This window comes from Desulfatitalea alkaliphila (assembly GCF_022968795.1).
GTDB classification, from domain to species: Bacteria; Desulfobacterota; Desulfobacteria; order Desulfobacterales; family Desulfosarcinaceae; genus Desulfatitalea; species Desulfatitalea alkaliphila.
Map to the genome: position 1 here is coordinate 1 of NZ_JALJRB010000051.1, position 4,540 is coordinate 4,540.

Consider the following 4,540-nt stretch of genomic DNA (forward strand, 5'->3'; position numbering starts at 1 on the left):
CACGGCATGCCGTGCCCCTACGAGGGGCCTGCATTGGCCATCGGTATCCATTTCGTCCGGCAAGCTTCAATCGGCTGTATTCATCTCCATTGGCAGCGGTGGCCCAGTGATGCGCATCGTTTGGTTAAACCTGATTGCGGCAACAGGATCGATTTGGGTCCAATCGGATTTTTGGTGTACAATACACCAATTGCGTTCTCGCGCATCCAGACGGATGGCCGGATGCGAACCCGGCTTTTGAATGTTGATGGCATCGCATCCAGCAGGGAGCCGTATCGTGAAAGGCAAGGCATTAGCGCTCCGCATTCTGAAAAATACAAAACGATATTGGCGGCTGCGCTGATCGTCGCGTACACCTTGACGGGCTTTGTGCTGCTACCGCTGCTGATCGGCCATTACGTGCCGGGAATGCTCGGCGATCGGCCATGCAATCATCACTGAATGAGGTTATGCACAAAGCCCAAGTAGGATGAGAAGCGGGCAAAACCAGTATCGAAATCGGAATCGGGATCGAAATCGATTCAGGTCCGTTTTGTGCCTCGTTTCGCTTCGATTTCGATTTCGAACGGGGCAAATCCCAACTTGAGTTGGGTTCATGACCGTATAACCGAAAAAATAGAAAAGGAGTTGGATTCATGTTCATCGATCTGGCCCGCAAACGACGCAGTGTGCGACGCTACGAACCCCGTCCCATCGAACCGGAGAAGATCGATAGGCTGATCGAAGCCGCTATACGGGCGCCTTCCTCTCGCGGCCTGCGGCCTTGGGAATTCATCGTGGTCAGCGATCCGCAAACCATCGAACAACTGGCGGCCGCCAAGCCCCACGGCAGTTCGTTTCTGAAAGGGGCCGCCCTGGCAGTGGTGGTGTGCGCCGATCCGGCCAAGTGCGATGTGTGGGTGGAAGATGCCGCCATCGCCGCCATCTATGTGCATCTGGCCGCCACCGATATGGACCTGGGCAGTTGCTGGATCCAGATCCGCGAGCGCAAACACGACAGCGCCCGGAGCGCCGCCGCCTATGTCGGTGAACTGCTCCATTTGCCTCCGCAGTTAGAAGTGGAAGCCATCGTGGCCGTGGGGTATCCGGCGGAAGAGAAAAAGCCCCACGCCGCCGACACCCTGCCCTACGACAAGGTGCATTACGAAAAATACGGCCGCCAGGCATGAAGCAAACCTTCTTGCAGGGTTCGAATCCGGGCGAAGCACCGGTCACAATATAGATACGATCCATATCCATATCGAAATCGGGATCGGGATCGCTATCGAAAAGTAAGTTGCACGCCGCAACCAATGGAAGAAAAGAAATCGATTTCGGTTTCGATAGTGATTTCGATACGGGTCGGGAATATGCTATATCCCCTTTCGACGGCATGAAGGAGGCCTCAAAATGGCGCTTTATCTCGTACAACACGGCAAGAGCCGGCCTAAGGCCAAAGACCCGCAGCAGGGATTGAGCGAAGCTGGCGCGGCCGATGTGCGGCGCATCGCCGAAGTGGCCGCCAACTACGGCGTGCGGGTGTCGGCCATTTTACACAGCGGCAAACCCCGCGCTGTTCAGACAGCCGAAATCCTGGCCGCGGCCCTCGAGCCGCCGGATGGCCTGCGGCGGGCGGAAGGCATCGGGCCCATGGACGACGTGGCGGCCTTCGCCCACGATCTCCAACTGGACAAGGACGAGATGATCGTTGGCCATTTGCCCTTCCTGGAGCGCCTGCTTGCCCACTTGGTGGTCGGCAGCGGTGCGTACCCCATTTTTCGCATGCAAAACGGCGGCATCATCTGCCTTGACCTTTACCCGGAAACCACCCGGCCGGTAATTCACTGGGCCCTCATGCCCAAGGTGGGATAGGATCGGCGCTCCAACGACCGAAACCTCGTCTCCGGCGGATGAGGCGCGCCACAAGCAGCACGAAAGGAACCCAACCGATGACATCGGTACCCACCCTATCCGGTCGCGTACTGGCCGTTTCCATCAGCGACCGCAAAGGCATCAAAAAACGCAACGTCGACCAGGGCGAATTGAAAGCCGGGCATGGGTTGAGCGGCGATGCCCACGCCGGCCCCTGGCACCGCCAGGTGAGCCTGCTGGACATGCAGAGCATTCAAAAAATCCAGGCCAAGGGGCTGGATGTGGTTTGTGGTGACTTTGCCGAAAACATCACCACCGAAGGGATCCGCCTCTGGGAGCTGCCGGTGGGCACTCGCATGCGGATCGGTGATAGCGCATTGGTGGAGGTGACCCAAATCGGCAAGGAGTGCCACCAACGCTGCACCATTTTTCACCAGGTGGGCGACTGCGTCATGCCCCGGGAAGGCATCTTCGTCAGGGTGTTGACGGACGGCATGGTGCAGCCGGGCGACAGGATCACTTCCGTCCCATGATGTCAACGCCTCTTGCCGCAAAGATTGCATCAAATTGAACAACCCCACGACGGCGGTCCATAGCAAAGGGTTCAAGGTATATCTCAACCCCCGGGTGGTGGGGATGCTGTTGCTCGGCTTTTCAGCGGGCTTGCCCCTGTTGCTGGTGGGGGGCACGTTTTCCGCCTGGTTGCGGGACCTGGGTCTGGAACTGGCCGCCATCGGTTTTCTGTCCTGGGTGGGCATGGCTCACTCGATCAAAATCCTGTGGGCCCCGGTGGTGGATCGAATGCCCCTGCCGCTGCTGACGCGACTGCTCGGCCGTCGCCGAAGTTGGATGTTCGCCGCTCAATTGATGATTGCCGCCGGGCTGGCCGGCATGTCGTTCACCGATCCCCTGCAAAACCTCGGACTGGTTGCCGTTTGGGCCATCATGGCGGCATTCGGCTCCGCCACCCAGGATGTGGCCATCGACGCCTACCGAGTGGAAGCGGCGCCGCGCCACATGCAAGCGGCCATGGCCGCCAGTTATGTGACCGGCTATCGGGTGGCCGTGCTGGCAGCCGGCGCCGGCGCCCTGCATCTCGCCACCGTCAGCGGCTGGCAACTGGCCTACGGGACCATGGCCCTGCTCATGGCGGTGGGCATGATCACAACCCTTGTCAGCCGGGAGCCGGAAACACAAAACGACACCGGCACCGGGCAATTGCCTTCCGCCGTCGATCACTATATGGCCCACACCCTGGATACGGGTTTTCGCAAACAGGCGGCGGCCTGGCTTATTGGTGCCGTGGTGATGCCTTTGGTGGACTTCTTCCGCCGCTACGGCCTGGCCTCCATTGCCATCCTGGCGTTTGTGGCCACCTTCCGGATCAGCGACATATTCATGGGCGTGATGGCGAACCCCTTTTATCTCGATCTGGGATTCAGCAAACAGGCAATCGCCAACATCGCCGCCGCCTTCGGATTGGTGATGACCCTCGCCGGCGCGGCCACCGGCGGCATACTGGTCTCCCGGTACGGTATTGCACCGCTGCTGGTCTTCACGGCCTTCATGGCACCGGCGACCAACATCACCTTTGCCTGGCTGGCGGTCATCGGCCCGGAGCGCTATGGCCTGATCATCGCCATCATGGCCGACAATATCACCGGGGGAATGGCCACCGCCGTGTTCATCGCCTATTTGTCCAGCCTGACCAAAACGGCCTTTACCGCCACCCAGTATGCCCTTTTAAGTTCTTTGATGACCCTTCCCGGTCAATTTGCAGGCGGCTTCACCGGCGTTTTAGCCGCCAACGTGGGCTGGGTCGCCTTCTTCCTGATCACAGCCGCCATCGGTCTGCCGGCGATCGTGTTGGTGCTGCTGCTGCTCCGGATTGCCCACCCGGATCACTGAACAGTCCACAGACGGCATGCTCCAGCTTGGTTTTCAGCATAACCACATTTGAATATTTTGGAGATCAAGAATCCCAATTGCTTGGCGATCCACCCCGGACGTGATAGGATCCCTTTTTAAACCAAATTTCATTTCTTTAAAAACAGCTTAAGACAGGAGAATAAAGTGACCAAGGCAGCTGAATTTACATATTACGGTGGCGGACATCGCGGTACGGAAGCCGAATTCGGCCGGCAGGCGGAACGATTCGGCATTCGGGAGGTCAACTTCTCATTTGCGGGTCACCAGCCGGCAAGGGAGAAAGGAGTGGTCCTTCTTTCGCCCGAGGAGTTGAAGAAGGGCGACATCAGCATGGAGATCGTCTCCCTTCGCATGAACCGCAAATACTCCGAAATGGATAAAATCCGCAAAGTCATTCAATCCATTTTCCACATGGTCAACAACGGGCTGCAGATTTTTACCGTGGGCTGGATTCAGCCGGACGATACGGTCAAGGGCGGTACGGGCTGGGCGGCGGAATTGGGCAAACTGTTCAACCGGCCGCTGAGTGTTTTCGATCAGGACCGGAACCGCTGGTACACATGGAAAGACAAAGGATGGGTGGAAGACATACCCGTCATCGCGCACAAAACCTTCGTCGGTACGGGGACCCGCAATCTGACGGATGCCGGCAAACAGGCGATCAAGGATCTGTTCAGCCGTTCGTTCAACGCATAGGCCCAAGGGCTGTTCTTTTCCGAAGGCTCTTTACGACACCCAAGGGCTCGCGAAAAAATGAATT

At 58.3% G+C, this 4,540-nt stretch carries 6 protein-coding genes; all 6 read left to right on the forward strand.

Features of this window, described 5'->3' with window-relative positions:
* On the forward strand, positions 1-441 hold a 441-nt coding region (locus tag MRX98_RS21405), incomplete at its 5' end, for a hypothetical protein (RefSeq protein ID WP_246915073.1).
* Positions 442-635: 194 nt separating this feature from the next.
* Positions 636-1,169 (forward strand): nitroreductase family protein, encoded by a 534-nt coding sequence (locus MRX98_RS21410; RefSeq protein WP_246915076.1) that lies wholly within the window; start codon positions 636-638, stop codon positions 1,167-1,169.
* Positions 1,170-1,389: 220 nt separating this feature from the next.
* Positions 1,390-1,851 carry a phosphohistidine phosphatase SixA gene (sixA, locus tag MRX98_RS21415; RefSeq protein ID WP_246915078.1) on the forward strand — a complete coding sequence of 154 codons (462 nt, stop codon included), beginning with the start codon at positions 1,390-1,392 and terminating at the stop codon, positions 1,849-1,851.
* Positions 1,852-1,928: 77 nt separating this feature from the next.
* On the forward strand, positions 1,929-2,384 hold the full coding sequence (locus MRX98_RS21420; protein ID WP_246915081.1) for an MOSC domain-containing protein: 456 nt from the start codon (positions 1,929-1,931) through the stop codon (positions 2,382-2,384).
* 34 nt (positions 2,385-2,418) lie between these two features.
* Positions 2,419-3,759, forward strand: coding sequence for an AmpG family muropeptide MFS transporter (locus MRX98_RS21425; protein WP_246915084.1), 1,341 nt, complete (start codon positions 2,419-2,421; stop codon positions 3,757-3,759).
* Between the two features lie 165 nt (positions 3,760-3,924).
* On the forward strand, positions 3,925-4,476 hold the full coding sequence (locus MRX98_RS21430) for a hypothetical protein (RefSeq protein ID WP_246915087.1): 552 nt from the start codon (positions 3,925-3,927) through the stop codon (positions 4,474-4,476).
* The last annotated feature ends 64 nt before the right edge of the window (positions 4,477-4,540 follow it).